Annotated in this window: 24 protein-coding genes and 1 pseudogene; 14 read left to right on the top strand and 11 right to left on the bottom strand. The window is 74.8% G+C overall.

All coding sequences use genetic code 11. The features are described 5' to 3' along the window. Nucleotides 1–35 precede the first annotated feature (35 nt). The 5 genes from AB0883_RS06390 to AB0883_RS06370 are packed head-to-tail and all read left to right on the top strand — an operon-like array spanning nt 36 to nt 4763. Nucleotides 36–1235 carry a substrate-binding domain-containing protein gene (locus AB0883_RS06390; RefSeq protein WP_366639871.1) on the top strand — a complete coding sequence of 400 codons (1200 nt, stop codon included), beginning with the start codon at nt 36–38 and terminating at the stop codon, nt 1233–1235. Nucleotides 1236–1241: 6 nt separating this feature from the next. Continuing rightward, nucleotides 1242–1985, top strand: a complete 744-nt coding sequence (locus tag AB0883_RS06385; RefSeq protein ID WP_151456742.1) for an ABC transporter ATP-binding protein — start codon at nt 1242–1244, stop codon at nt 1983–1985. Next, nucleotides 1985–2749 carry an ABC transporter ATP-binding protein gene (locus AB0883_RS06380; RefSeq protein ID WP_366639869.1) on the top strand — a complete coding sequence of 255 codons (765 nt, stop codon included), beginning with the start codon at nt 1985–1987 and terminating at the stop codon, nt 2747–2749. The genes AB0883_RS06385 and AB0883_RS06380 overlap by 1 nt, the downstream gene beginning before the upstream one ends. Continuing rightward, complete coding sequence (locus tag AB0883_RS06375; protein WP_121399941.1) at nt 2749–3639, top strand: branched-chain amino acid ABC transporter permease; 891 nt, start codon at nt 2749–2751, stop codon at nt 3637–3639. The genes AB0883_RS06380 and AB0883_RS06375 overlap by 1 nt, the downstream gene beginning before the upstream one ends. Next, nucleotides 3636–4763 (top strand): branched-chain amino acid ABC transporter permease, encoded by a 1128-nt coding sequence (locus tag AB0883_RS06370; RefSeq protein WP_366639867.1) that lies wholly within the window; start codon nt 3636–3638, stop codon nt 4761–4763. Before AB0883_RS06375 ends, AB0883_RS06370 begins: the two co-directional genes overlap by 4 nt. A gap of 150 nt (nt 4764–4913) precedes the next feature. Here AB0883_RS06370 and AB0883_RS06365 read toward each other — a convergent pair whose 3' ends face one another. Further along, entirely contained in the window at nt 4914–5759 is an 846-nt protein-coding gene (locus tag AB0883_RS06365) for a hypothetical protein (protein WP_366639865.1), read from the bottom strand. 285 nt (nt 5760–6044) lie between these two features. Between AB0883_RS06365 and AB0883_RS06360 the strand changes: the two genes are divergently transcribed. Beyond that, on the top strand, nt 6045–8231 hold the full coding sequence (locus AB0883_RS06360) for a DEAD/DEAH box helicase (protein ID WP_366639863.1): 2187 nt from the start codon (nt 6045–6047) through the stop codon (nt 8229–8231). 183 nt (nt 8232–8414) lie between these two features. Further along, on the top strand, nt 8415–9578 hold the full coding sequence (locus tag AB0883_RS06355; RefSeq protein WP_366639861.1) for a hypothetical protein: 1164 nt from the start codon (nt 8415–8417) through the stop codon (nt 9576–9578). Between the two features lie 253 nt (nt 9579–9831). Here AB0883_RS06355 and AB0883_RS06350 read toward each other — a convergent pair whose 3' ends face one another. From AB0883_RS06350 to AB0883_RS06340, 3 genes are all read right to left on the bottom strand, one after another. Further along, nucleotides 9832–10248, bottom strand: a complete 417-nt coding sequence (locus AB0883_RS06350) for a helix-turn-helix domain-containing protein (protein ID WP_091627481.1) — start codon at nt 10246–10248, stop codon at nt 9832–9834. 185 nt (nt 10249–10433) lie between these two features. Continuing rightward, nucleotides 10434–11636 (bottom strand): SAM-dependent methyltransferase, encoded by a 1203-nt coding sequence (locus AB0883_RS06345; RefSeq protein WP_366639859.1) that lies wholly within the window; start codon nt 11634–11636, stop codon nt 10434–10436. Nucleotides 11637–11809: 173 nt separating this feature from the next. After that, complete coding sequence (locus AB0883_RS06340) at nt 11810–13486, bottom strand: DEAD/DEAH box helicase (protein WP_366639857.1); 1677 nt, start codon at nt 13484–13486, stop codon at nt 11810–11812. Nucleotides 13487–13803: 317 nt separating this feature from the next. On the opposite strand from AB0883_RS06340, the gene AB0883_RS06335 reads away from it, so the two are divergent. Beyond that, nucleotides 13804–14457: a ferritin-like fold-containing protein gene (locus AB0883_RS06335; protein WP_366639855.1), complete on the top strand. Its 654-nt coding sequence runs from the start codon at nt 13804–13806 to the stop codon at nt 14455–14457. Nucleotides 14458–14517: 60 nt separating this feature from the next. Here AB0883_RS06335 and AB0883_RS06330 read toward each other — a convergent pair whose 3' ends face one another. Beyond that, nucleotides 14518–14745: a DUF3107 domain-containing protein gene (locus tag AB0883_RS06330; protein ID WP_088960194.1), complete on the bottom strand. Its 228-nt coding sequence runs from the start codon at nt 14743–14745 to the stop codon at nt 14518–14520. A 65-nt stretch (nt 14746–14810) separates the two neighbouring features. Continuing rightward, nucleotides 14811–15449, bottom strand: a complete 639-nt coding sequence (locus AB0883_RS06325; protein WP_088998297.1) for a TetR/AcrR family transcriptional regulator — start codon at nt 15447–15449, stop codon at nt 14811–14813. 1404 nt (nt 15450–16853) lie between these two features. On the opposite strand from AB0883_RS06325, the pseudogene AB0883_RS06320 reads away from it, so the two are divergent. The 6 genes and pseudogenes from AB0883_RS06320 to AB0883_RS06295 form a co-directional block, all read left to right on the top strand. Beyond that, nucleotides 16854–18800 (top strand): annotated as a pseudogene (locus AB0883_RS06320) (hypothetical protein); the annotation flags it as partial. Nucleotides 18801–18838: 38 nt separating this feature from the next. After that, a complete protein-coding gene (locus AB0883_RS06315; RefSeq protein WP_366639852.1) occupies nt 18839–19813 on the top strand; it encodes an alpha/beta hydrolase in 975 nt (324 codons plus the stop codon). A 104-nt stretch (nt 19814–19917) separates the two neighbouring features. Next, nucleotides 19918–20769 carry a DUF3152 domain-containing protein gene (locus AB0883_RS06310; RefSeq protein WP_366639850.1) on the top strand — a complete coding sequence of 284 codons (852 nt, stop codon included), beginning with the start codon at nt 19918–19920 and terminating at the stop codon, nt 20767–20769. 241 nt (nt 20770–21010) lie between these two features. Next, nucleotides 21011–21736, top strand: coding sequence for a DUF3152 domain-containing protein (locus AB0883_RS06305; protein WP_366639848.1), 726 nt, complete (start codon nt 21011–21013; stop codon nt 21734–21736). 41 nt (nt 21737–21777) lie between these two features. Beyond that, nucleotides 21778–23028 carry an adenylyltransferase/sulfurtransferase MoeZ gene (moeZ, locus tag AB0883_RS06300; RefSeq protein WP_366639846.1) on the top strand — a complete coding sequence of 417 codons (1251 nt, stop codon included), beginning with the start codon at nt 21778–21780 and terminating at the stop codon, nt 23026–23028. 99 nt (nt 23029–23127) lie between these two features. Beyond that, nucleotides 23128–23949 (top strand): prenyltransferase/squalene oxidase repeat-containing protein, encoded by an 822-nt coding sequence (locus AB0883_RS06295; protein WP_366639845.1) that lies wholly within the window; start codon nt 23128–23130, stop codon nt 23947–23949. Between the two features lie 167 nt (nt 23950–24116). Here the strand turns inward: AB0883_RS06295 and AB0883_RS06290 are convergent, their stop codons facing one another. The 5 genes from AB0883_RS06290 to AB0883_RS06270 form a co-directional block, all read right to left on the bottom strand. After that, the gene (locus AB0883_RS06290; RefSeq protein ID WP_366639843.1) at nt 24117–24632 is read right to left on the bottom strand and encodes an SUKH-4 family immunity protein; all 516 of its coding nucleotides are present in this window, start codon (nt 24630–24632) and stop codon (nt 24117–24119) included. Nucleotides 24633–24713: 81 nt separating this feature from the next. Beyond that, on the bottom strand, nt 24714–25334 hold the full coding sequence (locus tag AB0883_RS06285) for a hypothetical protein (RefSeq protein WP_366639841.1): 621 nt from the start codon (nt 25332–25334) through the stop codon (nt 24714–24716). Further along, nucleotides 25331–25948 carry a hypothetical protein gene (locus AB0883_RS06280; RefSeq protein ID WP_366639839.1) on the bottom strand — a complete coding sequence of 206 codons (618 nt, stop codon included), beginning with the start codon at nt 25946–25948 and terminating at the stop codon, nt 25331–25333. Before AB0883_RS06280 ends, AB0883_RS06285 begins: the two co-directional genes overlap by 4 nt. Beyond that, nucleotides 25941–26435, bottom strand: coding sequence for a hypothetical protein (locus AB0883_RS06275; RefSeq protein ID WP_121399926.1), 495 nt, complete (start codon nt 26433–26435; stop codon nt 25941–25943). Before AB0883_RS06275 ends, AB0883_RS06280 begins: the two co-directional genes overlap by 8 nt. Nucleotides 26436–26462: 27 nt before the next feature. Further along, entirely contained in the window at nt 26463–26789 is a 327-nt protein-coding gene (locus AB0883_RS06270; protein ID WP_366639837.1) for a hypothetical protein, read from the bottom strand. Nucleotides 26790–26791: the final 2 nt, after the last annotated feature.

The raw sequence follows: 26791 nt of genomic DNA, 5'->3' as shown, positions 1-26791 counted from the left end.
AGTTCCCTACCTCCGAGTCCTCACGTGGAGTCGCAATGACGGTCCGGACGACGCGGCGGGTGTTCCTCTCCGCCGCCACGATGATGGCCGCGGCGCTCGCCGCCACGGCCTGTGGCAGCCCGCAGGACACCGCCTCCGGTGGCGGCGACAGCGCCGCCCCGGTGAAGGTTGGCCTGGTCTACTCCCAGTCGGGAGCGCTCGCCAGCTACGGCAAGCAGTACATCGAGGGATTCAAGGCCGGCCTCGACTTCGCCACCAAGGGCACCAACAAGGTGGGCGACCGGGCCGTCGAGGTCACCGAGGTCGACGACGCGGGTGACCCGGCGAAGGCGGTCTCCGCGGCCAAGGACCTGATCGGCAAGGGCAACAAGATCATCGCGGGCTCGACGGCCTCCGGCGTGGCCCTCCAGGTCGCCCCGATCGCCGCGCAGAACAAGGTCCTCTTCATCTCCGGGCCCGCCGCCACCGACGCGGTGACCGGCGCCAACAAGTACACCTTCCGGTCCGGGCGGCAGTCGTACCAGGACGTGGTGACCGCCAAGTCGTTCATCGGCGACCCGGCCGGCAAGAAGGTCGTGGTGTTCGCCCAGGACGGCGCCTTCGGCGACGCCAACGAGGCGGCCGTGAAGGCCGTCATCGGCGGCGCGGGCGCTGCCGTCAGCAGCGTCCGGGCGCCGGCCAGCGCCACCGAGTTCACCCCGTTCGCCAGCCAGATCAAGTCCGCCAAGCCGGACCTGCTCTTCGTCGCCTGGGCCGGCACCACCGCCCCCGCCATGTGGCAGACGCTCGACCAGCAGGGCGTGCTCTCCTCCACCACGGTCGTCACCGGCCTGGACATCCGCGCATCGTGGCCGACCTTCGGCGCCGCCGGCAGCAAGATCTCCTTCCTGTCGCACTACTTCGACGGGGCCTCCGACAACGAGGCCGTGAAGGCGCTGAAGGCCAAGGTCGGCACCGTCGACCTGTTCCACCCGGACGGCTTCGCCGCCGCGCAGATGGTCGTCCGCGCCATCTCCGAGGGCGGCGACGACGTCGAGAAGATGGTCAAGGCGCTGGAGGGCTGGAGCTTCGACGGGGTCAAGGGCAAGATGACCATCCGCGCCGAGGACCACGCGCTGCTCCAGCCGATGTTCCAGGCCAAGCTGTCCGGCAGCGGCACCGCGTTCACGGCCACCGCCCAGAAGGCGCTGACCGGGGACGAGTCCGCACCGCCGGCCGTGGCGATGAAGGGCTGACACCGGATGCTCGCCACCCGCGGTCTGACCTGGCGGATCGGTGAGGTCGCCATCGTCGACAGCGTCTACCTCGACCTGGCGCCCGGGGAGTTCCTCGGCGTCATCGGGCCCAACGGCGCCGGCAAGACCTCACTGTTCAACCTGATCACCGGCGTACGCCGGGCCACGGAAGGTCGGATCACCCTCGACGGGCAGGACATCGGCTCCCTGCCGCCGCACAAGCGGGCCCGTCTCGGCCTCGGCCGTACCTTCCAGGCATCCTCGGTCTTCGGTTCGCTCAGCGTGCGGGAGAACGTCCGGCTCGCCGTGCAGGCGCACCGCGGTGGCTCGATGAAGCTGTGGCGGCGGGCGGCGGCCGACCGGGAGGTCGCCGCCGCCGCCGACGCGGCGCTCGACCGCGTCGGCCTCGCCCACCGGGGTACGGCGCTGGCCGGCACCCTCGCCCACGGCGAGAAGCGGAAGCTGGAGATCGCCCTGCTGCTCGCCGGGGAGCCCCGGGTCATGCTGCTCGACGAGCCGATGGCCGGGGTCAGCGCCGAGGACGTGCCCGAGCTGGTCTCGGTGATCCGCTCGCTCACCGGCGACAGCGGCCGGTCGGTGCTGATGGTCGAGCACCACATGGACGTCATCCTGGAACTGGCCGACCGGATCGCCGTGATGCACCACGGCGCGCTGCTGGCCTGCGACACCCCGGAGACCGTGATGGCCAACCCCACCGTGCAAGAGGCCTACCTGGGGGAGTCGCTCTAGTGGAACCCATTCTCAGCGTGGAGAACCTGTCGGTCCGCATCGCCGGGCTGCACATCCTCCAGGGGGTGTCCTTCACGGTCGCCCCGACCGGCGTCACCGTCCTGCTCGGGCGCAACGGCGTGGGCAAGACGACCACGCTGCGCGCGATCGTCGGCCTCACCCCGCCGGCCGGCGAGGTGCGGGGCGCCGTCCGGATGGGCGCCCAGAGCCTGCTGGCCCGGCCGACCCACCGGCTGGTCCGCGGAGGGCTGGGCTACGTGCCGGAGGACCGGTGCGTCTTCGCCGGGCTCACCGTCGCGGAGAACCTCCGGCTCGCCGAGCGGCGGGGCAGCACCCCGGCGTACGACAAGGTCTTCGCGCTCTTCCCCGAGCTGGACCGGCGCGGACGGCAACGGGCCGGCTCGCTCTCCGGCGGGCAGCAGCAGATGCTCGCGATCGGCCGGGTGCTGCTCAACGACAACCGGCTGCTGCTGGTCGACGAGCCGACCAAGGGGCTCGCGCCGAAGGTGGTGACCGAGGTGGCCGAGGTGCTGGAACGGGTCGCCGAGTCCGTGCCGGTGCTGCTGGTCGAGCAGAACCTCGCCGTCGTCCGGCGACTCGCCCGGGACGCGGTCGTGCTGGCCGCCGGCCAGGTCGCCTGGACCGGCGACGCACAGGAACTGCTGCTGGAGACCGCCCTGACCAGGTCGCTGCTGGGCGTGGGCTCGGCGGAGGGACATCACCCCGCCGGTACGCCGGCCGGCGCGCGGAAGGACCAGCACTGATGGACACCGTCATCCTGTTGACGCTGACCGGGCTCGGCCTGGCGGCGCTCTACTTCCTGGTCGCCAGCGGGCTCTCCCTGGTCTTCGGCCTGGCCGACGTGCTCAACTTCGCACACGGCGTCTTCCTCGGTGTCGGCGCGTACGGGACCTGGTGGGCGGCGGGCAACCTGCCCGGCGCCGGGTCGGACGGCTTCGGCTTCGTGGTCGCGGTCGCCTTCGGGGTGGCCGCCGGCACGCTGGTGGCGGTGCTGGTCGAGCTGGTGCTGATCCGGCCGCTGTACTCCCGCACCATCGAGCAGGTGCTGGTCACCGTCGGCCTCTCGCTGGCCGGCGTGGCGCTGCTCCAGGCGACCTGGGGCGCGGACGCCCGGCCGTTCCCGCGCCCCGAGTGGACCCGGCAGGTGACCGGAATCCTCGGCGCCAACGTGCCCAACGGCGGCCTGCTGCTGATCATCGCCGCGGTGCTGGTGCTCGGCGCGATCCTGGCCTTCCTCCGCTGGACCCGCTACGGCCTGGTGATCCGGGCCGGCGTGGAGAACCGGGAGATGGTCACCGCGCTCGGCATCGACGTGCGCAAGGCGTTCACCCTGGTCTTCGCGATCGGCGGGGCTGCGGCGGCGCTGGCCGGCGCGCTCGGCGGCGTCTACTTCGGCACCGTCTCGCCCGGCCAGGGCGGCTCGCTGCTGATCTTCGCGTTCATCGTCGTGGTCATCGGCGGGATGGGCTCGGTGATCGGGTCCGCGTACGCGGCGGTCGCCGTCGGCCTGACCCAACAGTTCGTCAACTACTACGGCACCTCCGGGCTGGGCGACATCTGCGTGGTCGCGCTGCTGGCCGTGGTGCTGCTGCTGCGCCCGCAGGGCATCGCCGGAAAGGTGGCAACGGCATGACCGAGGTCAAGAGCCCCGAGGTTCCGGCGCCGCCCGCGGCGGTGCCCGGCGAGCTGACGCCGGGGCGCCGGCGGTGGCACGGGCTGCGCCCGTTCCTGCCGCTGGTCGCGCTGCTGGTCGCGCTGATCCTGCCCTACTCCACGCTGCACCTGCCGGGCGTCTTCGAGGGGGCGCTCAACTCCCCGGGCACCCTGCAACTGCTCGCCGTCTGCCTGGTCTTCGGCGGGCTGGCCGCCGGCTACGACCTGCTCTTCGGGCGGACCGGGATGCTCTCCTTCGGGCACGCCCTCTACTTCGCCGCCGGCGTCTACGGCACCGACATCCTCGTCACCAAGGCGGGACTGCCGCTGTGGCAGGCGGGGCTGCTCGCGATCACCGGCGGGACGATCCTCGCCGCGCTGCTCGGGGCGGTGGCGCTGCGTACGGTCGGGATCGCGTTCGCCATGGTGACGCTCGCCTTCGCCCAGGTCGGGGCGATCCTGGTGGCCCGCGACTTCGGCGGGCTCACCGGCGGCGAGGAGGGGCTGCCGCTGGACGTGTCCGGGCTGCCCGAGGGGCTGGTCGGGGTCACCAACACCGTCAACCTCTACTGGCTGGCGCTGGCGTACCTGGTCGTGGTGGTCTTCGTGGTGCACCGGGTGTCGGGCTCGCCGACCGGGCGGGTGCTCGCCGGCCTGCGCGACGACGAGCGGCGGATCGGGGTGCTCGGGCTCGACCCGTACCGGTTCAAGCTGGTGGCGTTCACCCTGGCCGGTGGGCTCGCGGCGGCCGGCGGCGTGGTCTACGTCCTGATCGTCGGCGGCGCGTCGCCGCACATCACCTCCTCCGAGTGGACCCTGGCGCTGCTGGTCATGGTGGTGCTCGGCGGGCCGGGCACCCGGTGGGGCCCGGTGATCGGCGGGATCCTCTACATGTACCTGGACCACCGGCTGGTCGCGTTCGGCACGTCCGACGCGGTGGAGGCCCTGCCGGCTTTCCTGAGCAACCCGCTGTCCCAGCCGCTCTTCGTGCTCGGCACGGTCTTCATCCTGGCCGTCTACTTCTTCCCCGGCGGCCTGGCCAGCCTCGCCCCGCGCCTGGCACTCCTGCGGCACTCCCTGCGCACCCCGTCCCGCCGCCCCTGACGGCGCGGGCCCAGGCCCCGCCGATGACGAAGCTGCCGCCGCCCGGCGACGGCTCGTCATCGGCGGGCCTCCGCGCGGCAGGGACCGCCATCGCGTACGCGGCGGGGCCGCGGCCCCCTCGTGCGACCGCGACCCCGTCTCCTCGTTACGTCAGCCGTTCAGCAGCTCGTACGCCGACGCCGGGGCCTTCTGCGCCTGGCTGCCCGTCGGCACGGCGACCTTCGGGGCCTTGCCGAAGTCGAAGTACTTCACGACGTACTGCGTGGCCTTGTTCTTGCCGGCCGCCGGGATCTCCAGGGTGAGCGAGGTGAGGTTCCCGTCCGCCCCGACGACGGCCGTGAACGGGATCGTCTTCGCCGCGGCGCCGAGCGCGTCGATGTCCACGGCGCCCGCCATGGCCTGGCGCACGTGCTCGCCGTGGGTCAGGTCCACGGTCCCGGTGTAGGTCCCGCCGCCCTGGTCCGTCACGGTGTCCCCCACCGCCCCGAGGATCGCGCCGGTGTTGCCCGGGTCGGCACCCTCGTAGTAGGGCACGCTGGCCGGGTCGGTCAGCTTCGCGTGGTCCAGCTCCATCCACTTCTTCGGCAGCTTCAGCATGCTGCTCAGTTCCTCGGCGCCGTCGAAGCTCACCTTCATCCAGGAGCGCTGCTCGATCAGGCGGAAGGACAGCTTCATCGTGAAGTCGAGTTCCTCGTCCTTCTCGGTCAGGGTGAGGTCCATGCCCTTGCCCGCCGGGTCCACCACGCCGGTGACGACGCCGGTCGGGTCGCTGCCGCTGAACCGGAAGGCCGGGTCCTCCTCGTCCGGCACCGCGGCCAGGAGCGTGCTCTTCGGGTTGGCCGACGGGGATGCCGACGGGACCGGCGAGGAGGCTGCGGGGGAGTCCTGGGCGTCGTCGTCGCCACATCCGGCCAGCAGGGAGGTCGCGGCCAGCAGGGCGGCTGCCGCCGTCGCGACCCGCCGGACCCGTCCGGCGGTGCCGGTTCGTTGCGTCATTCGCATTGTTCTCTTTCCTGGTTGGACTGTCGCCGCCGCAGATCTTGGCACGAGGTGACCGTCAGCCGCCCGCCCGCGCCCTTTGCGTCGTGTGCGGCAGGATCGGTGGATCACCACTGTTGGTCCGGTTTTCGGCCCGGGCCGGGCCGCTCCTCCCCGGGAGCCCGCCCCGACGCCGGACGCGGGCCGTCCCCGGCCGGCGGACCGACGCGGACGCGAACGTCCCTGGCCGCCCGTCCGCTCTCGCCCGGCGGGTACGTCCGTCGTAGCTGGTAGAAATGCCGGATGAGCCAGGATCGGACGGCGGTACGGGAGCGGGCCGAGGCGGTGCTGCGGCGGTTGGCCGGCGAGCACGCCCGGCTCCGGGAGGACCAGTGGCGGGCGATCGAGGCGCTGGTGGTCGACCGCCGTCGGGTCCTCTGCGTGCAGCGCACCGGGTGGGGCAAGTCGGCGGTCTACTTCGTGGCCACCGCCCTGCTGCGCGAGCGCGACCAGGGCGGCGCCCCGCCGCCCGGGGGCGACCGGGGCGATGCCTCCGCGCCGGCGCAGCCCGGCGACGCCGTCGCCGGGCCCACCGTGATCGTCTCGCCGCTGCTGGCGCTCATGCGCAACCAGGTCGAGTCGGCGGCCCGGGCCGGCATCCGCGCCCGCACCATCAACTCCGCCAACCTCGACGAGTGGGACGAGATCACCGCCGAGATCCACGCCGGTGCCGTGGACGTGCTGCTGATCAGCCCGGAGCGGCTCAACAATCCGGACTTCCGGGACACCGTGCTGCCGAAGCTGGCGGCCACCACCGGCCTGCTGGTGGTCGACGAGGCGCACTGCGTCTCCGACTGGGGGCACGACTTCCGGCCGGACTACCGGCGGCTGCGTACCTTCCTGGGCAACCTGCCCGAGCGCACGCCGGTGCTGGCCACCACGGCCACCGCCAACGCCCGGGTCACCGCCGACGTGGCGGAGCAGCTGGGTGACGCCCTCGTGCTGCGCGGCAGCCTGGACCGGGAGTCGCTACGCCTCGGCGTGGTCGAGCTGCCGAGCCCGGCGTACCGGCTGGCGTGGCTCGCCGACCACCTGGACCGGCTCCCCGGCTCGGGCATCATCTACACGCTGACGGTCGCCGCGGCGGGCGAGACCGCGGAGTTCCTGCGGTCCCGGGGCTACGCCGTCGCCTCCTACACGGGCCAGGCCGAGGACGCCGACCGGCGGGCCGCCGAGCAGGACCTGCTGGACAACAAGATCAAGGCGTTGGTGGCCACGAGCGCGCTGGGCATGGGCTTCGACAAGCCCGACCTCGGCTTCGTGGTGCACCTCGGCGCGCCGCCGTCGCCGATCGCGTACTACCAGCAGGTCGGCCGCGCCGGCCGGGCTGTCGCGCACGCCGAGGTGCTGCTGCTGCCCGGCACCGAGGACGCCGCCATCTGGCGCTACTTCGCCTCGCTCGCCTTCCCGCCCGAGGAGCAGGTCCGCGCCGTCCTGGCCGCCCTGCGCACCGACCGGCCGCTCTCCACCCAGGCCCTCGAACCGATCGTCGACCTGCGCCGGGCCCGGCTGGAGCTGATGCTCAAGGTGCTCGACGTCGACGGCGCGGTCCGCCGGGTGCGCGGCGGCTGGCTCGCCACCGGGGAACCCTGGGTCTACGACGAGGCCCGGCTGCGCCGCGTCGCCGAGGCGCGCACCACCGAGCAGCAGGCCATGCGGGAGTACACGACGACCCCCGACTGCCGGCTGCGCTACCTGCGCGAGTGCCTGGACGACACCGGGGCCGCCGACTGCGGCCGGTGCGACCGTTGCGCCGGCCCGTTGTTCACGGCCGACGTGTCGGACGTGGCGCTGACCGCCGCGCAGACCTTCCTCGGCCGGCCCGGGGTGGAGATCACGCCGAAGAAGCTCTGGCCGACCGGGCTGGAGGCGGTGGGCGTACCGCTGAAGGGGCGGATCGCCCCGGCGGAGCAGGCGCTGCCGGGGCGCGCGGTGGGGCGGCTGTCCGACCTGGGGTGGGGCGGCCGTCTGCGCGACCTGGTCGGGCCGGAGGCGGCGGACGTCGCCGTCCCCGACGACGTGGCCGCCGCCGTGGTCGAGGTGCTGAAGGCGTGGGCGCACGGCGACGAGCGGTGGCCGCGCCGCCCGGTCGGGGTGGTCGCGGTCGGCTCGCGCCGCCGTCCCCGGCTGGTCGGCTCGCTCGCCGAGCGGATCGCCGCCGTGGGCCGGCTGCCGCTGCTCGGCCAGGTGACGCCGACGGGCGCCCCGGCCGGCGGCCCGCGCGGCAACAGCGCCCAGCGGGTACGCGCCCTGCACGGCGCCTTCGCCGTGCCGGAGGAGCTGGCCGACGCCCTCGCCGGGCTCGACGGGCCGGTGCTCCTCGTCGACGACCTGGTCGACTCGGGCTGGACGATGACGATGGCCGCCCGGGAGCTGCGCCGGGCCGGCGCCCCCGACGTGCTCCCGCTCGCGCTGGCCGTGGCCGGCTGACAGCCGCCGGCTGTCGGCCGTGCCCGGCCGCCGATGCCGCCGCAAAGTGGCCCGAGCGGCGGCGATGTCGCGGCCGGGCCGGCGGGGAAAGTTCCCGGCGGGGGCGGACTGCGACCGTCGCCACGCCGCGCCACCGGCGGGCCGGCGCGGTGACCACGGACGGTAGCGTGGGCGGCATGACCGATGAGCAGCCCGTTCGCGACCGGGACGGCGGCGGTGCCTGACCGGGTGTCGGCCGCGTCGGACCACGCATCGGCCGCGCCGGACCGCGTGCCGACCGCGCCGGGCCAGGCGCCGGTCGCGTCGAGCGCTGCGCCGGTCGCGGCGGACCGGGTGTCGGCCGCGTCGGACGCTGCGCCGGTCGCGTCGGACCAGGCGTCGGTCGCGTCGGGCGCTGCGCCGGTCGCGTCGGAGCAGGTGCCCGCCGAGGCGGAGTACGTGTCGGCCGTGCCGGACCGCAGCACCGTCCGGCTGGCGTTGGTCGTCGGCGGACTGGTGCTCGCCGTCCTGCTCGGCTTCGGCCTCGGTCGCCTCGAAGGCGGCGGCCCTTCCGCGGCGGCGGGAGCGGACAGCGCCCTCACCGGTCACCGCCACGCGCCCGGCACGGGCGCCCACGAGCACGGCGTCGACCAGGCCGCGGCGGCGCAGGCCGCCGGCCTCTCGGTCAGCTCGGCGGGCTACACGCTCACCCCTGTGGCCGCCGCGTTCACCGCCGGCCGCGCGGGCGAACTGCGCTTCCTGGTGCGGGACGCGCAACGCCGCCCGGTGACCCGGTTCGCGGTCGTGCACGACAAGCCGATGCACCTGATCGTGGTGCGTCGTGACCTGACCGGCTACCAGCACCTGCACCCGACGATGGCGGCAGACGGCACCTGGTCGGTGCCGCTGACCCTGCCGCAGCCGGGGGTCTGGCGGGCGTACGCCGACTTCACCGCGCTCGCCGACGACGGCCGACAGAGCGCCGTGACCCTCGGGGTCGACCTGACCGCGCCGGGCGGCTACCAGCCGAGGCCGCTGCCGGCACCGGCGTCCTCGGCCACGGTCGACGGGTTCACCGTCAGCTACCAGGGCGCCCCGCAGGCCGGCGTGACCGTGCCGCTGACCTTCCGCGTCGACTCGGCCGGCGGGCGCCCGACGCTGGAGCGCTACCTCGGCGCGTACGGGCACCTGGTCGCCCTGCGCGAGGGGGATCTCGGGTACCTGCACGTCCACCCGGAGCCGCAGCCGGTCGACGGCGCGGTGACGTTCTGGGTGACCGCGCCCGACCCGGGCCGGTACCGGCTCTACCTGGACTTCCAGGTCGCCGGCGTGGTGCGGACCGCCGAGTTCACGCTCACCGTGCCCTGACCCCGCCGGATGCCGGCCCGAGGCCGCATCAGCCGAAGGTGATCAGGACACCGTGGACGTCAAGAGCGCCGGGTAGCGTCCATGGCGTCCTGATCACGAGGGGGAAGCCGGGAGGGAGCCTGGCGGCGGCACGGCGGCGGGTGGGTCGGCGCGCACGGTGGGTCGGCGCACGGTGGGTCGGCGTGCGGTGGGTCGGCGTGCGGGGGATCGGCGTGCGGGGGATCGGGTGGGCCGCGTTTGCGCCGGTGGGCGCTCAGCCGGCGCGGCGGATCGGGCGGCGGGCCAGGTAGCGCAGCAGGTCGCGGATGTGGTGCTTCTCCTCCGCCGGCACGGTGGGGTCGGCCAGCCGTTGCAGGATCACCCGGACGTCCGCCTCAACCGGGCCGTCGTCGACGCGCCGGCGGGGCGCGGGACCGGCGTCGGGCAGGCCGAGCGCGCGGAACGCCGCCGCGACGGGCAGGTCCAGTGCTGCGCAGAAGCCGCGCACCTTCGCCAGTTCGGGGTAGTCCTGCCAGTCCCCGGCGAGCCACCGGAACACGGTCGACCGACCGACGCCCGTGTGGGACGCCAGGTCGGTGACGGTCCAGCCGCGTTCCTCGCGGGCGTCGTCGATGGCGCGCCGCACGAAACGTGCGAAGGCCATCTGTGGCGAAACCTCTACGGAACCCATCCCTGCGGGTCTTCCCTCCCGGCCGGCACCCGGCGGTGCGCCCTTGAGGGTAGTACGGAAAGGTGGGGAAACAATTGACTGACCGACCAGACCGTCTCGTGTATGGGATGTTCCGCCCCCGGAATGGCGCGCATCACACCCGGGAGCCGCCGCTCAGGCGGGCAGGCGGCCCGGGCGACGTCCCGTCAGCGAGCGGCCGGGATGCCGTCGGGCACCGGCGCGTCGGGGGCGGTGTCCGGCGCGGGCGCGGGCGGCAGCAGCGCCTCCAGCCGTGGGGTGACCGCCCACTGCTCGACCAGTTCGCGGTACTCCGTCCGCTGGGCGGCGGTCGGCGCGGTGCCGGTGCGTCGTGCCCGGATGAGCAGGTTGCGGGGGGTGTGCCGGGAGTCGACGAACTCCACCACCTCGGCCCGGTAGCCGTGCAGCCGGAGCAGCCCGGCCCGCAGCGCGTCGGTGAGGACGTCCGCGAAGCGCTCCCGCAGGATGCCCTGCCGGGTCAGCAGCTCGTACGGGGCCGGGGCCGGCCGGGCACGCAGCTGGGCCGCGACGTCGTGGTGGCAGCACGGCGCGGCGAGCACCCAGCGGGCCCGCCAGCGCACCGCCCGGGCCAGCGCCTCGTCGGTGGCGGTGTCGCAGGCGTGCAGGGCCAGCACCAGGTCGGGGGCGGGTTCCACGACGGCGTCGGCGATCGTGCCGGCCACGAAGCTGACCCGGTCGGCCCAGCCCAGCCGCTCGGCCAGCTCGGTGTTGCGTCGCCGCTGGTCCTCCCGGACGTCCACGCCGACCAGCTCGACGTCGACGCCCCGCTGTGCCAGCCACCGGTACGCGGCGAAGGTCAGGTACGCGTTGCCGCAGCCCAGGTCGACCACCCGCAGCGGGCCGGTCAGGTCGTCCGGGAGGGTCGCCGCCAGCGCCCGCAGGAACGCGTCGACCTGGCGGCGCTTCGCGGCCGAGCCGCCGATCTCGGCGAAGATCGGGTCGCCGGGGTCGAGGAGGTACTCCTTTGCCCGGTCGTGCCCGCCCGGCTCGGCGGCGGGCCGGACGGCGGCGGCCCGGTGGACCTGCGCCTCGCCGGACTTGGTGACCCGCAGCTGGAGCGTCGCGTCGGCCGTCTCCACGTGCCAGTTGCCGAACGGCTCGGCCAGCAGCGCGTCCACCGCCGCGTCCGCCTCCGGGCCGGGGGCCACGTTGCGGGTGTACGGGCGGGAGCCGTCGGAGGTGGAGATCTGCAACCGGGGCCCCGCCTTGAGCGCGACCGGCCGCAGTTCGGCGCGGACCATCGAGGGGCGGTGTCCACGTCGGCGTCCGGCGGCCACCGCACGGGTGAGCGCCGGGTCGAGCAGCAGTGCCCGGACCTCGGTCAGGGCGGCGTCCAGCGGTTCGGGCATTGCTCCATCTTCCTGGTCGACCGGCGGTCTTCCCGGCACGCGGTCCGGCGGCGGTGTCGACGCGTCTGCCGGTGTGGTGTCGCGTCCGCCCGGCGGGCGGGTCACGGCCCGGACGAGGAGATCCCCCGGCACCGGGTGCACCGGTCCGGGGGATCTCGGGTGACGTACGTCGGTCAGTCGGCGGTCGCCTCGGCCGGCGTACCGGCGGCGGAGCCACCACGACGGCGCCGGCGGCGGCGGGGCTTCGCGGCCTCGCCCTCGGCGGCGGCCGGGGCGTCGGCGGCCTCGGCGGCGATCACCGTGGTCGACTCGCCCGCGACGGTCTCGCCGGCGCGGCGACGCCGACGGCGACGCGGGACGCGCGAGCCCTCCTCGGCGGCGTCGGCCGGCGCGTCGGTCACCGGCGCGTCGGCCGCACCGCGACCACGGCCCTCGCCGCGACCACGGCCCTCGCCACGCTCGCCACGACCACGGCCCTCGCCGCGCTCGCCGCGCCGGGCACCCCGGCCGCCCTCGCCCCGACGGGACCGTCCGCCGCCGAGGTCCTCCTCGACCTCGGCCGACAGCCCGGCGCGGGTGCGCTCGGCGGTCGGCAGGGTGCCGCTGACGTCGGTGGGGATGTGCAGGTCGGTGTAGAGGTGCGGGGACGTGTGGTACGTCTCCGCCGGCTCCGGCATCTCCAGGCCCAGCGTCTTGTCGATGATCCGCCAGCGGGGCATGTCGTCCCAGTCGACGAAGGTCACCGCGACGCCCGTCGCGCCGGCCCGGCCGGTACGACCGATCCGGTGGGTGTAGGTGTCCTGGTCCTCGGGGCAGTCGTAGTTGATGACGTGGGTCACGCCGCTGACGTCGAGCCCGCGCGCCGCCACGTCGGTGGCGACGAGAATGTCGATCTTGCCGGCGCGGAACGCCCGCAGCGCCCGCTCGCGCGCGCCCTGCCCGAGGTCACCGTGCACGGCGGCGACCGCGAAGCCCCGGAAGTCGAGGTCCTCGGCGACCCGGTCGGCGGCCCGCTTGGTGCGGGTGAAGATCATGGTCAGCCCGCGCCCCTCCGCCTGGAGGATGCGGGCCACGATCTCGACCTTGTTCATCGAGTGGGTGCGGTAGACCAGCTGCTCGGTCTGCGGCGACGGCCCGGTCTCGGCGGTGTGCCCGGCGTGGATCGTCATCGGCTGGCGCAGGAAGCGCCGGGACAGGGTGACGATCGGATCCGGCATGGTCGCCGAGAAGAGCATGGTCTGCCGGTCCTCCGGCAGCATCGCCAGGATCTTCTCGACGTCGTCGAGGAAGCCCAGGTCGAGCATCCGGTCGGCCTCGTCCAGCACCAGCGCGCGGACCCGGTCCAGCCGCAGGTGCTTCTGCTTCTGCAGGTCCATCAGGCGGCCGGGGGTGCCGACCAGGATCTCCACGCCCTTGCGTAGCGCGTCGATCTGCGGCTCGTACGCCACGCCACCGTAGATCGGCAGCACCCGGACGCCCCGGGTCCGGCCCGCGGCGGCGAGGTCCTTGGCCACCTGGATGCCCAGCTCACGGGTGGGTACGACGACCAGGGCCTGCGGCACGCCGTCGCTGCCCTCGCCCGGCGCGAACACCCGCTCCAGCAGCGGTACGCCGAAGCCGAGCGTCTTGCCGGTGCCGGTGGGCGCCTGGCCGATCATGTCGATGCCGCGCAGCGCGATCGGGATCGCGTACTCCTGGATGGCGAAGGCGCGGGTGATGCCGGCCGCGGCCAGCGCGTCGACGGTCTCCTGACGCGCGCCCAGCTCGGCGAAGGTGGGTGCCTCCGGGCGCACCGGAGCGGTGGCGGCCAGTTCCTGGCCGTCCATGAGGTCTTGAGTCAGCTCGCTCATATGGATTTGGGGGTGCCCTCTCGTGGGTGCGCCCCGTCATGTCCTCAGGGCGCGTTCGGTGTGGCGCGGGCCACACGGTCGGCGGCTGAATGCCTCGCCGGACCGGGCCGCACGCGCGCCGCGGGCCTCACACTTCGACCGGGCCGGCTGATCGCTCGGATCAGCCTGGGTCAGGTCGGCGCCCGTGGCAACTGCTCCATGCTACCTGAACCGACCCGGGGGCGTCCTGATTCCATGCGCGCGCGCCACGCCGGGGGCCACCTGGGTGACCTGCGTCACTTCTGGGCCCGGTTGCCGGCGGGCGGTAGCCTGCGCTCGTGTCCGCGACCGATCTGCCCGACCACGCCGTCGTCGACCTGCTCGGCCTGGTGGCCTTCGGTGAGCTGCTCGCCTTCGAACGGATGGCCGTCGACGCCCGGCTCGCCCCCGACCTGCGCCGGCGGGCGGCGCTGGGCGAGATGGCCGCCGCCGAGATCGGCAACTACCGGCGGCTGGCCGACCGGCTCGCCGCGCTCGGCGTGCTTCCCGACGACGCCATGGCGCCGTACGTCGAGCCGCTCCAGGCGTACCACGACTCGACCGAGCCGAGGGACTGGGCGGAGGCGGTGACGAAGGCGTACGTGGGCGACGCCATCACCGACGACTTCCTCCGGGAGATCGCCGCCGCCCTGGCCGAGCCGGACCGTCAGCTCGTCCTCGACGTGCTGCACGACTCGTCGTACGCCGACTTCGCCGTCGCCGAGATCCGGGCGGCCGTCGAGGCCGATCCGAGGGTGGCCGGCCGGCTCTCGATGTGGGCCCGGCGACTGGTCGGCGAGGCGCTGTCACAGGCCGGCCGGGTGGCCGCCGCCGAGCGGGGGGCACTCACCGCGCTCGTGGCACAGACCGGCCGGGTGGACGTGCCGGGGTTGTTCGGGCGGCTGACCGCGGCGCACGCCACGCGGATGGCCGCCGCCGGGCTGAACAACTGACCGCAGCCGGCGTCCGCGACGGGCGATCGTCTGGCCACCCGTCGCGGCCGACCGGACCACTCAGCGGACGGTGAACCCGACCGCGCGCGGCGACGCCTCGGCGATCTCGACGTAGGCGACCTTGTTGACCGGCACGATCACCCGCCGGCCCTTCTCGTCGGTCAGGGAGAGGGTGCCCTCGTCCTTGCCGAAGGCGTCGGTCACGATCTGCTCGATCTCGGCCGGCGACTGCGCGCTCTCCAGGACCAGCTCGCGGGGCGCGTACTGCACGCCGATCTTGACCTCCACTGTGCCTCCTCATTCGGGCGAAAGAGCCGCCGATGGGAAGGCTATCCGATCTCGCGGCCGGATGTTCAGGCTGACTCACCTTGCAGCGGGAAGCTGGCGATGCCCCGCCAGGAGAGCGCCGCGACCAGTGCCTCCGCCTCGGCCTTGGGTAGCTGCCGGCCGCGGGCCAGCCAGAACTGCGCGGCGGTCTCGGCCGCGCCGACCAGGCCGGAGGCGAGCAGTTCGGCGTGGGCCCGGCTGATCCCCGTGTCGGAGATGATGGTGTCGGTGATCGCCGCGATGCAGCCCTGCTCCACCCGCTCGACGCGCTGGCGCACCGCCGGGTCGTTGCGCAGGTCCGACTCGAAGACGAGGCGGAACGCCTCGCTCTCGTGGTCTACGAAGTCGAAGTACGCGCGCACCGACGCGCCGACCCGCTCCTTGTTGTCGTTGGTGCCGCGCATGGCGTCGTCGACCTTCGCGAGGATCGCGTCACAGTGCGTGTCCAACAGGGCGAGGTAGAGCTCCATCTTGCCGGGGAAGTGCTGGTAGAGCACGGGCTTGGAGACCCCCGCCCGCTCGGCGATGTCGTCCATCGCGGCCGCGTGGTAGCCCTGGGCGACGAACACCTCCTGGGCCGCCGCGAGCAGCTGCTTGCGGCGCGCGGAACGGGGCAGGCGGGTGGGCCGGCCGGCGGTCTGGGCACCGTTCCCCACAGCGGTCATGGGAACCTCCGAGTCTCTTCGTACGAGCCGGCAATTCACCCGAACCGGTCGGGGCCCGGGGACCCGTCGCGGAATTGGCCCGCCGCTGTAACTTATCGCCACTGTCACCACACGGTAGCCTCAGCGGGGGCGACCAAGGAGCGCGCGGTGAGTGAAACAGGGCAACCCGGTGCCGCCACCCCGGGAGAGCACGGCGACGGGACGGGTCCGCAGGACGACCTGGCCCGTTCCGCCAGCGGGTGGGCGCCCCCGGCGGCCAGTTGGTCCCGGGGCGGGGAGATCTCCAGCCCTCGCGAGCCGGCTTCGCCGTGGGGTCCGCCCGAGCCGACCCCCGGCTGGGCCGCCTCGTCGCCGCGGCACGGCGACCTGCCACCACCATTGCCCGGTCCGCCGCCCGGGGCCGAGCCGCCGGCCCGGGTCAACGGCCACCACGCCAACGGCGTCGACCATGCCGCCGACGACGCGCCGGTCAACCGCCAGGCCCCGGTGAGCGCCCCGCCCGGCATCCTCGGCGAACAGCGCCGCGACCCGGGCAACGACCGGTTGGTCGTGCCGGCGCAGCGTCCCGCGCCGACGGCCGAGCCGTCGCCCCGGACGCAGCACGGGTTCACCGACCCCGAGTCCGGTCCGGTCCGGCGATCCCCCGAGGACCCGTCGGCCGGCCGCCAGAACCGCTGGTCGGAGCCGGGCCTGCCGACGTCGGCGCCCCCCGCCGTCCAGGTCCCGCCGGTGGGCACCGCCGCCAGCGGCTTCGAGGTGCCGCCCGGCTTCCACGCGCCGACGGTCGACCGTGCCGCCGACGAGCCCTCGTCGACCGCCGGCCCGGCGCGCGGCTGGAGCGACCACTACGCGCCGGAGCCGTCGGCCTCCGACCCGCGCCACTTCCCGCCGCCCGCCGAGCGCCCGCCCGCCGAGCACCCGGTCGATGCGGCGCCCGCCGTCGGCGACCGCGCGACCGCCGGCGACCGGGTCGCCGGCGTCGACCGCGCGCTGGGGGCGGACCGCGCCTTCCGCGAGGACCGGGGCGCCGACCCGGTCGCCGCCGGCACGAACGACGCGGCGGGGGAGTTCGGCCAGGACCGGGCCCCGGGCGGGCCCCGCGCCGAGCGGACGCCGGGCGCCGCGGGCCAGGACCACACGGCGAGTGGGTTCGACCAGGACCGCACGGCCGGCGGGTTCAGCCAGGACCGCACGGCCGGCGGGTTCGACCAGGGCCGCACGGCGGGTGCCGCCGGGCCCGAGCGGGGCGGGCGTGGCTTCGGCGCGGACCCGGGTGCCGACCGGTCCCCGGTCGCCGAGCCGGCGGCCGGTGGGCAGCACGTTCCGGGCGGCGACCGGGAACCGTCGTCGCGGTCCGAACCGGGCGACCCGCGACAGTCGGCCGCCGAGTGGCCGCCGAGCACCGAACCGGACTGGACCGGCCCGAACTGGAACCGCCCGAGCTGGGGTGCCGCGTGGGCGCCGCCCTGGTCCCGTGAGGAGGCCGAGCCTGCCGGTCGTCGTTCCCGCGAGGAGCCGGAGCCGGTCGGCCGCCGGTCCCGTGAGGAGGCCGAGCCGGTCGGTCGCCGGTCCCGCGAGGAGCCGGAGCCCGTCGGCCGCCGGTCCCGCGAGGAACAGCCGCCGGCCTGGGCCGGTGAGCCGCAGCGACCGCACGAGCCGTCGCGCGGGGAGCCTCCCCGCCCCTACGACCCGCCCCGCGAGCCCGGCCGCCCCTACGACGTCGCCCAGACCGCGCCGGTGCCCCGGCCGGCGTACGAGCGACCGTCCGCCCCCGTCGAGCGGCCCACGGGGCCCGAGGCCGAACCGTCGGCCCCGACCGGGCGACCGGCCTGGGCGTCGGGCGGTTCGGTCCCCGCGCCGGCGGGCGCGCCCCCGCTCGCGTACGCCCCGGAAAGCGCCGCCGCGGCGCCCCGCGCCGAGGACACCCCGGACCGGGGGGTCACCCGGCCGTTCCGGCTCCGGCCGGAGAGCGCGGAGCCGGCCCCGAGGTCTCCGGGCGGCCCGCAGACCGCCGCCGGACCCGTCGCCGAGGCCGCCACCAGCGGATTCGGGCGGCGTGAGTCCACCCCGCCCGCGCCCACCCCGGCGAGCGCGCCCCCGTACGCGGCCCGCCGGTCCGCCCCCGAACCGGCACCGACGGCCCAGCCGGCCGCCGCCGACCAGGGGCCGGACCCCGCATCGGCGGTGTTGCCGCAGCGCGTCCCCGCCGAGCCGGACGTGCCCGTCGTGCCGGAGCCGCCAGCCGTGGAGCCACCCGCCGAGACCCCCGAACTCGCCCGCATCGCCACCCACCTGCGCCGCGACGACGAGCCCGCCCCGCTGCGGGAGCGCCCGGAGGGTTTCGACGTCAACGCCATCCTCGACGCCGTCCGCGGCGTGGCCGGCGTCCGCGACGCGGCGCTGCGGCGTACCCCGGCGGGCGCGCACAGCCTGCGGCTCGACCTCGCCGACGGGGCCGACCCGGCCGAGGTGAGTCGGCAGGTCGCCCGCCTGCTCCAGGACCGGATGGGGCTGGCCGCCGCGCCGCAGAACCTGCCCGGCATGCCGGCCGCACCCGCCCCACCGGTGCGCCGTCGCTCGGCGGACCCGCGCGGCGCCGACCCCCGGTCGGCGGGCGTCGCGGCACGCCCCGCCGAGCCGTCCGCCGCCGAGCCCCGGGTGCCCGGCGGCAGGGCGCCCGGCAGCCCGTCGGAGGCCGCCGCGACCCGCGCCGAACAGCGTCCCGAGTCGGCGCCCGAGACCCCGCGCCGGCGCCGGCAACCCGTCGCCCCGCACCGGGGCCGGGCCACGGTGGAGGAGCCCGGCTCGGTCTCCGCCGCCCCGGCCGGAACTCCGGCCGGTGCCCCGGCGACCGTCGGCACGTCGTACTCCGGTGGGCAGGTGACGACGACGGAGACCGCGCCGTCCCGGCCGCTGGACACCGGCGGTGCGGTGGGTCCCCGGGTGGTGATCGACCACGTCCAGGTGAGCACCTTCGGGCTGGACGCCACCGTGGAGGTACGCCTGCTCGCCGGTGGGGAGAGCGCCGCCGGCTACTCGACCGGGCCGGCCGTCGACGGGTACGTGCTGCGGCTCTGCGCGGTGGCCGCGGCGGCGGCGGTGGACGAGCTGCTGCGCGGCGGCGAGCCCGGCCCCGACGCCGGCCCCGACCGTGGGCGCTGCTTCGTCGAGCACGCCGCCGTGGTGCCCTTCGGCAACTGCGACGTGGCCACGGTCGTGGTGCTGCTGGTCTGCGACGGCTGGGTGGAGCAGCTCGTCGGCTCCGCACTGGTCGCCGGTGACCCCCGGCAGGCGGTCGTCCGGGCCACCCTGGCCGCGGTCAACCGCCGGCTCGAGGCGCTGCTGGCCTGAGCGCTGCCGGTCGTTGCGGCCCCGGGCAGACTGGAGTCATGAAGCGCGCCACCCTCCGGCCGGACCACCACCTTCCCGAGCACTCCGTCCCACCGCCCTGGCCGGGGCGGGAGGTACGCCTCGACGGCACGGTGACGTACGTCCGGGACACGCCGGCCACCGCGCCCGGCGCGGAGCCGGCGCTCTACGTGCACGGGCTCGGTGGTTCGTCGCAGAACTGGACCGACCTGGCGTACCTGCTCGCCGACCACCTCGACGGGCAGGCCATCGACCTGCCGGGGTTCGGCCGCAGCGAGCCGGGTCGCCGGTACACCGTCCCGGCCTTCGCCGACCGGGTGATCCGCTGGATCGAACACTCCGACCGGGGGCCGGTGCACCTGTTCGGCAACTCGCTGGGCGGGGCCATCTCGGTGCAGGTGGCGGGGATGCGTCCGGACCTGGTCCGGAGCCTGACCCTGATCTCGCCGGCGCTGCCGTTCCTGGACTTCCGGCGCTCGTTGCAGGGCCGGATGCTGCCGCTGCTGGCGATCCCCCGGGGCGAGCGCCTCGCCGCCTGGCGGCTGGCCCAGATCGCGCCCGAGGTGATGGCCCAGCAGGTGATGGAGTCCTGCGTCGCCGACCTCAGCCGGATCTGCGACCAGCGCCGTCGGGAGGCGCTGGAGGAGATCCGGGTGCGGCACGAGGCCGCGCACTACGCCGCCGCGTACGTCCGGACGTTCCGGGGACTGGTCTCCAGCTTCCTGCGGTCGTACCTGCCGGGGTCGGGGTCGCTGTGGCGGCTCGCCGCGACGGTCGAGGCGCCCACCCTGGTCGTCGGCGGGCAGGCCGACCGGCTGGTGGACGTGCGGGTGGCCCCGCAGACGGCCCGCGTCGTCCCGGACAGCCGCCTGCTGATGCTCGACGGGGTCGGCCACGTGGCGCAGCTGGAGGTGCCGCGCCTGGTGGCCCGGGCCGTGCTGGGCCTGCTCACCGAAACGGGGGACACCGCCCGGCGGTCCGACATGGCAGGCTGAGCGGGATGTCCCCCGCCCGTCCCCCCATCCCGTCCCGCCGTGCGCCCGCCCCCGCCGAGGGCCGCCGCCGTGCCCCCGCCGGGGCGCCGCCACCGGAGGCGGGCGTGGACCTGACCCGCTCGCGGCACCGTCGTCCGGCGCGTCGGCGGCGTCTCGTGGAGCTGGTCGCGCTGGTGCTCGCGGTCGGCGCGGCGGTGGCGGTGGTCGCCGACCGGCGGGGCGCCGACGTCGGCGCGGAGACGCTCACCGCCGAGGAGTTGGCTCCCGCACCGATGCTCGCGCCGGGGGCGGCCTCGCCGCTGCCGTCGTCGCCCGCCGCGTCGCCCTCGGCCGTCGAGTCACCGCCGGCCGTGCTCCGGCTGCCCGGGCCGGTGCCGCTGGCGGGCCGGGGCAGCTTCGGCTACGACGACCGGGTCGGCCCGGTGCTGGGTGACGCGGGCACGCTGCGCCGCTACCGGGTCGCCGTGGAGTCGGGCGCCGGCGAGGACGCGGGCGGGTTCGCCGCCGCCGTCGAGCGGGCGCTCGCCGGGCCGGGGAGCTGGGTCGACGGCGGGCTGCGGTTGCAGCAGGTGGGCGCCGCCTCCCGGCACGACTTCACGGTCTACCTCGCCACGGCGAAGACGGCGGGCCGGCTGTGTGCCGCCGGAGGGGTGGACATCCGGGTGGGCGGGCGGCCCTACACGTCGTGCCGGGCGCCCGGAAAGGTGATCATCAACCTGGACCGCTGGCGGCTCTCGGTGCCGCACTACGTCAGCGCGAGGGTGCCGCTCTCGGTCTACCGGACGTACGTGGTCAACCACGAGGTCGGGCACCAGTTGGGGCACCGGCACGAGCGCTGCCCCGGCAGGGGCCGGGTGGCGCCGGTGATGATGCAGCAGACGCTCTTCCTCAACGGCTGCGTGGCCAATCCCTGGCCGTACCGCGACGGTCGCCGGTACGCGGGCCCACGGCTGTGACCGGCGGCGATCGGGCCCCGGGCGCGGGCAGGGAAGGAACGACCCGAAGCCGCCCCGGGGGGATGAGCAGGATTCGCGTTTATCGCGGTGTAATGCCCGATTAGTGTGGGACGCTCGACTCATGACGTCGTCGTCCCCTTCCGACCCGCCTGGCCCGGCACGCCGCCCGACGCCGACCCGACCGTCGTCACCCGCGCCCGCGCGGTGGTGGCGTCCGCCGGCCCCGCTCCGGGACCGGCGGGTGGTGGGACTCGGCGTGACCCTGCTGCTCGCGGCGACCGCCGCCGTGACACTGACCCGGGCCGGCGAGCGCGCGACCGTGCCGACCTCGGGCGACGGGAACCGGACGTCGTACGCGGCGGGGGCGGACAAGCCTGCACGACCGCCCGCCTACCCCCGCACGGGTACGGGCGACTTCACCGCCGCGCCCGGCGACTCTCCCGTGCGGGGCACCGACGGGCCGGTCCGGTACTACCGGGTGGCCGTGGAGCAGGGCACCGGCCAGGACGTCGCCGCCTTCGCCGCCACCGTGGACGAGGTGCTGGGCGATCCCCGCAGCTGGATCGCCTCGGAGGAGCTGCGGCTGGGGCGGGTGGCGGAGGCGGCCGTCGCCGACTTCACCGTCTACCTCGCCACGCCGGGCACCTCGGAGCGGATGTGCGCCGAGGGCGGGTTGAGCACCGAGGGCTACACCTCCTGCCGGCTCCCCGGGCAGGTGATCATCAACCTGGCGCGCTGGCTGGAGGCGGTCCCCGACTACGGGGCGCCGCTGGAGATCTACCGTGCCTACGTGCTCAACCACGAGGTGGGCCACGAGCTGGGCGAGGTGCACCAGGCCTGCCCGGGCCCCGGCGAGCCGGCCCCGGTGATGCAGCAGCAGACGTACGGGCTGGACGGCTGCGCCGCCAACGCCTGGCCGTACGTCGACGGCTCGCGCTACGACGGCGAGGTCGTTCCCGGCACCTGAGTTATTCCCATTCCCGCAGTTCGGGCGACGTGTCGCTCCTCATGGCCGATCGAGGTCGGTGCGAGCGACAATGGCTCGGTTCGCCTTCAGCCGATCCCGGGGAGTCCACCGTGTCGTTGCCCCCGCTCGTCGAGCCCGCCGCCGAGCTGACCGTTGACGAGATCCGCCGCTACTCGCGCCACCTGATCATTCCGGACGTCGGGGTCGAGGGGCAGAAGCGGCTGAAGAACGCCCGGGTGCTCTGTGTCGGCGCCGGCGGCCTCGGCTCGCCGGCCCTGATGTACCTCGCCGCCGCCGGGGTCGGCACGCTCGGCATCATCGACTTCGACACCGTCGACGAGTCCAACCTCCAGCGGCAGATCATCCACGGCGTCTCCGACGTCGGCCGCTCCAAGGCCGAGTCGGCCGCGGCCTCGATCCGCGAGATCAACCCGCTGGTGAACGTGGAGATCCACAACACGGCGCTGGACCGGGAGAACGTGCGGGACATCTTCTCCCGCTACGACCTGATCGTCGACGGCACCGACAACTTCGCCACCCGCTACATGGTCAACGACGCGGCGGTGCTGCTCGGCAAGCCGTACGTCTGGGGGTCGATCTACCGCTTCGACGGCCAGGCGTCGGTGTTCTGGGCCGAGCACGGCCCCTGCTACCGCTGCCTCTACCCGGAGCCCCCGCCGCCCGGCATGGTCCCCTCCTGCGCCGAGGGCGGCGTGCTCGGCGTGCTCTGCGCGTCGATCGGCTCCATCCAGGTCAACGAGGCGATCAAGCTGCTCGCCGGCATCGGGGAGCCGCTGGTCGGCCGGCTGATGGTCTACGACGCCCTGGAGATGGAGTACCGCAAGATCAAGGTCCGCAAGGACCCGAACTGCGTGCTCTGCGGCGAGAACCCCACGGTCACCGACCTGCTGGAGGACTACGAGGACTTCTGCGGCGCGGTGTCGGTGGAGGCCCAGGAGGCGGTGGTCGACGCGACCATCACCGCGCTGGAGCTCAAGGAGTGGCAGGACGCCGGCAAGGACATCTTCCTCGTCGACGTCCGCGAGCCGGCCGAGTACGAGATCGTCCGGATCCCCGGCGCGACGCTGATCCCCAAGGGCGAGATCATCTCGGGCGAGGCGCTCGCCAAGCTGCCGCAGGACCGGCAGATCGTGCTGCACTGCAAGTCCGGGGTCCGCTCGGCGGAGGCGCTCGCCGCGCTCAAGGCGGCCGGCTTCCGCGACGCGGTGCACGTGCAGGGTGGCGTGCTCTCCTGGATCAAGCAGATCGACCCGTCGCTGCCGGCGTACTGACCGCGCCGCCGGCCGAGGTCGCGGCGGGCCCTCCCGACCCCCGCGACCTCGGCCGATTCGCCGAGGCGCGATCACGTTTCCGCAGGTAGCGTTGCCGCCGTGGTCGACATCGATGCGGCGGTCGGGTTCGTCGTGGCACACGGGGACGCGGTGGACCGCGCCCGTCTGTCCCGGCTGCGCACCGGCGCGCCGTCACCTTCCGAACTGCTCGACGCCGCCGAGGTCGGCCAGGCGCCCGACGGGGGCTGGCCGGCGACGCTGGGCGGGGAGGTCTCCTCCGTGGACGCCACGTGTTTCCGCCTGTCCGAGCTGGACGACCTCGGCGCGCTCGGTCGTCCGGCCGCCCGCCGGGCGCTGGACTGGCTGGCCGCGCGGCAGTTGCCCGACGGCGGCTGGGCGGAGGACCCGGCGCTGGCCGACGTCGCCCCCGAGTGGGCCCGGCCGGGCGACCCCGAGGCGGGGTTCCACCTGACCGCGAACGCCGGGTTCTGGCTGACCGTCGCCGGCCTGGACGCGCGGGCGGCCGGACCGCTCGACCACCGCGTCGGCGGCGCGTACGCGGGCGTCGTGCACGCCGCCGCGCAGTCGCTCGTCGCCCGGCTGCGCCCGGACGGCGGCTGGCCGTCCTTCCTGCCCGCCGGCTGGCTCAGCGCGGCGGTCCTGCACCGGCAGGACATGTTCCACGAGGCGGCGTGGATCCAGGTGATCCTCGCGGAGCGGGTGCCGGAGATGTCTCCCGGCGACGTGGCCTGGCTGGCCGCGACGCTGCGCCGCGTCGGCATCGACGGGCAGGACTGGCTGCTGGGGCGGGCGCGGCGGCGGCTGGCCGAGACCCAGCGCAGCGACGGCGGGTGGTCCAGCGACGACGGGCACCAGTTCGACGTGCACACCACGCTGAGCGCGATCCGGGCCTGCCGCTGAGCCTCGACCCGTCGGCCGCAGCCGTCGGCCGGGTCGCCGCGGGTGGCGCACGTCGCCGGCCCGAGCGGCGCACGTCGGCGTCGCCGGCCCGGGTGGCGCACGTCGGCCTCCTCGGCGCGGACGCCCGGAGCGCACTCCCCGTCAGCCGCGCGCCGGGCCGGCCGGCCTCACTTGAGCTGGCTGATCACCAGCGGCCACCAGGCGTCCGGGGCGAACGCGGCGCGGTCGATGCTCTCCAGGACGGTGCGCAGCGTCTCCGCCCGCTCGGCCCGGCCCGGCTTGCCCTCGTCGGCCTCCACGAAGAGCGCGAACTGGTAGAGGAACTCGACGAAGGTGCGGAAGTTGGTGTTGACGGCCTGGACGTCCTGCTGCTCCAGGTCGAACTGGAGGATCTCGCCGGTCCTCGGGTCGAGCACGTAGAGCAGGTCGGGGTTGTCGGCGACCGCGCCCACCACGATCAGCCGGATGTCCAGCGAGCCGTCCTCGGTGCTGAGCTGGATCGTGTCGAACAGCTCGATGTCGCCTTCGAGGAACGCGGTGTAGACGACCGCCACGTCGAGCGGGATCTCGTCGCCGGCGGGCAGCATGTCGGGGTCGAATCCCCCCTCCAGCCACGCCTCGCGCGGGTACGGGATGAGCTCGTCCTCGTTCCACAGTGAGCGGAACCGGGGGTCAGCGGCCATCGTTGGTCCTTCGCGTCTCGGGTGTGGACGGTGTGCGGGCGCCGCAGGTGGCGGCGCCGGGCCGCCGGGTGCGCAGCGGCGTCAGGACGACAGGTCGGCGGCGATCAGCAGGCGCCGCCAGTTGTCGGCGTACTCACCGGCGTGCGGGCCCTTGCGGAGCCGCTGGTCCCGGACGCCGGGCCCGAGGACGACGGCGACCAGCTCCGGGTAGGCGGGACCGAGCACGTGCTCGTCGAAGAACGAGACCACGTCGGGCGCGACGACGGTGAACTCCACGTCCTCGTCGGGGTGCTCGTACTGGAAGACGTAGTCGTCCGGCTCCATCCAGTAGACGTCGAGGTCCTCGGTGTCGAGGCGGATCGGCGCCCCCGCCCCGATCTCGCCGCGCAGGCGGGGTGGGATGCTGTGCACCTCGTGGCCGACTGCGAGCGGGCTGCCCATCGGGTCGTCCTCGTCCACCGTGCGGGCCGCCCAGGCCGCCGGGCTGCGGATCTCCTCGGGCGTCTCGAACCGGAAGTTGTCGCCGGCCAGCCGGCCGAAGAGCGCGTAGACCTCGGCCACGCCGGGCAGGTCGGGGATCGGCTCCAGCGGGATCGGCTCGCCGATGACCACGCCGAAGCCGCGCTCAGCCTCCAGGCGCCGCAGCAGCGCGAGCTTCTCCCGGATGCGGTCGAGGCGCCCCGGGTCCTGCGGGCCGGTCACGGGATCACCTTCACGATGACCGGAGTGCCCTCGGGAACGTCCCGCAGCGCGACGGAGATGTCGCTGCCGAGCTGGCGATTCGTCCAGGCGTCCATCGGCCTGAGGTTATCGTACGTGTCCGTTCCGTCCAGTTGCAGCTCCTGGATGTGGTCGGGGTCGTAACCCTGGCCCCGGGCGGTGATCGGCCCCTTGCCCGCGTAGAGGCGCTCGACCACGTTCTTGTTGGCCAGGTACTTGTTCGTCTCCGGGGTGCCCATGTCCTGGGTGAGGCGGCCGTCCTTGGTCAGGCTGCGGATCATCCGGTCCCGGTAGACGTTGGTGCGGGTGCGTCGCTTGCCCGTGGAGGGGTCGTAGACCTTGTTGCTGTCCCGGTCCGACGGCGCCTTCTTCAGCGCCCCGTCCTGGCCGAGCCGTTGCAGGTCGCGGGCCTTGCGGTCGAAGTCCCGCCTGTCGAAGTCCGGCCGGTTCTTCAGCACCAGCACCGCCGGGCCCTTCGGCTTCGTGCCGGCCGACTTGGCGGTGCGGAAGACGTCGGCGTTCTCCAGGTAGGCCGAGACGACGCGGGCGCCCTTGGCCTGCGTCTGCCGGCGCGGGCTGGTCCGCTTCCTAGCCATTGAGCACCGTCTCGACGGCCATGCCGATGAGCTGGTCGATGATGAGACCGGTGATCATCTTGAAGATCGGGATCTGGAGGAGGGACGCCCCGAAGGTGACCGCCGCCGTCACGATGGCCTGCGCGATCTGGATCGCCAGCAGGGCCAGTTGGACGATCACCTGGATCTTCAGGGCCAGCACCACGCCCGCCGCGACCATCAGCCCGACGCCGATGACGGTGGCCGGGCGGGCGACGTCGGCGACGTTGCGCGCGGCCGACTCCTTGTCGTTCCACTCGCCGGCGAAGGCGGTGAAGCTCTCGCCCCGGTTGTTGTCGAGCACCGTGCGCGCCGCCGACTCCAGCTGCGCGACCGAGCCGGAGATCTGCCCGGCCATGCCGGTCCACTCCCCGGCGAGCTGGAAGATCGCCGTCTCGTCCGACTGGGGCCACTCGTAGCCGAGCATCGAGAGCAGGGAGGCGAGCTCACCCGGGAGCGTCAGACCCACCGCGACTCCTTTCGTAGGGCGGGCGGCTCAGCCGCCCAGCGAGCCGAGGATCGAGCGGAAGGACGCGGCCGCGTTCTCCTCGGCGGCGCGGTAGCCGTCGGCCATCCCGCGCAGGCCGTCGACGTAGCTCTCCAGCTCCGTGATGTTGGTGCCGAGGCACTCGGCCAGCGCGTCCACGCACGCCTGGTGGGCGACGCCCAGCAGCGACCCGATGTCGTCGCCGCCGAAGGCCGCGGCGTAGCCGCCGACCGCCGCCTGGAAGCCCTCGAAGACCTGGCGGACGGACTCCTTGGCCTGCTCCAGCTCGTCCGCGCCGCGACCCAGCGCGTCGATGTCGACGTCGAGGCTCTCCACGC

Origin of the sequence: Micromonospora sp. NPDC047812, assembly GCF_040704175.1 — a bacterium.
In the GTDB taxonomy this organism is placed as follows: Bacteria; Actinomycetota; Actinomycetes; order Mycobacteriales; family Micromonosporaceae; genus Micromonospora.
The sequence above is the reverse complement of the archived record's forward strand: the minus strand, read 5'-3'. Positions and strand labels throughout refer to the sequence as shown.